This window comes from Microbacterium sp. Bi128, from assembly GCF_918698205.1.
Map to the genome: position 1 here is coordinate 1 of NZ_CAKKMM010001499.1, position 1,201 is coordinate 1,201.

Consider the following 1,201-nt stretch of genomic DNA (forward strand, 5'->3'; position numbering starts at 1 on the left):
CTTCTGATCTCCGAGGCGACGAAGCCACGGACCGTAATGTTGTCGCTCATTCTCATGTCCTGTCTCGAATTGTCGTGCCCTGCCGGGCAGTTCCAGCATCCCGCCGTGGACCGTGGCCGGGGAGGACCCGGCTGTGCCATGTGGATAACCGGCTGCCGGCAACGGTGTGGGGACCGTGTTGGGGAGAAGTCAGGGCCGGCAGGGCCAGCCAACCGGACGGCGTTGACCTCCACCGGCCGTCCGGCACTGTAAACTTTTTGAGGCGTCACCGGCAGCAGCCGGTGGGCGCCAGCGCGCCCCAGTAGCTCAGGGGATAGAGCAGCGGCCTTCTAATCCGCCGGTCGGGGGTTCGATTCCCTCCTGGGGCACAAGAGAGCGGCTCTGACCTGCGACAACGCAAGGTCAGGGCCGCTTCCTACGCCAACTCCGATTTCAACCAGAACATCAGATCCACTTGTTGTGTTTGAACGTCAGGAACAGGATCCCGCCCATGCCGAGCATGAGCGCGAGTGCCATCGGATAGCCGAAGATCCAGTCGAGCTCGGGCATGTCGCGGAAGTTCATGCCGTAAATCGACGCGATCAACGTCGGCGCAAACAGGATGGCAGCCCACGACGAGATCCGCTTGACCTGCTCGTTCTGGGCGAAGCTCGACTCCGTCAGGAGCCGCATTTCGTCGTTCTGCCGCTGGGCAACCAGGGCCGCGTTGACGGCCAGGGCGTTCTGCAGCAACGCCCGGAAGGCAGACACCCGCTCCCCCAGCCTGATGGCGTGGTCCAGGACGTCGCGGAAATGATCCTGCAGTTCGGGGTCCGGCACGCCGTCCGGTCCGCCGCCCATGAGGCTCTGCAGGATTCCGGCCAGCGGGGCCGTGGCACGCTGGAACGTGATGACCTGGCGGGAGAGTTCATAGATCCTGCGCGATACGCCGGGGTCGGCAGCGAACAGGTCGTCTTCGATTTCATCGATATCGTTTTCCAGCCCTGCCGCCACCGGCTCGTACTCGTCCACCACCTGGTCCAGGATCGCGTACAACACCGCATCCGGTCCGAGCGCCAGGAACTCCGGCTCGGACTCCATCCGCCGGCGCACCCGGGCCAGGTCGGGAGACTCCGCCCGGCGGACGGTCACCACAAAGTCCGGGCCGGAGAACACATGGATCTCGCCGAACTCGACCTTCTCCACATCGTCCAGGTACCGC

Annotated in this window: 1 protein-coding gene and 1 tRNA gene; one reads left to right on the plus strand and one right to left on the minus strand. The window is 64.6% G+C overall.

Going from position 1 to position 1,201, the window contains the following annotated elements; genetic code table 11:
* Window positions 1-295: 295 nt before the first annotated feature.
* Window positions 296-368 (plus strand) — tRNA-Arg (locus LQV45_RS34005).
* 76 nt (window positions 369-444) lie between these two features.
* Here LQV45_RS34005 and LQV45_RS34010 read toward each other — a convergent pair.
* Window positions 445-1,201 (minus strand): magnesium and cobalt transport protein CorA (locus tag LQV45_RS34010; RefSeq protein ID WP_230012257.1); only part of this gene is annotated, 757 nt, incomplete at its 5' end.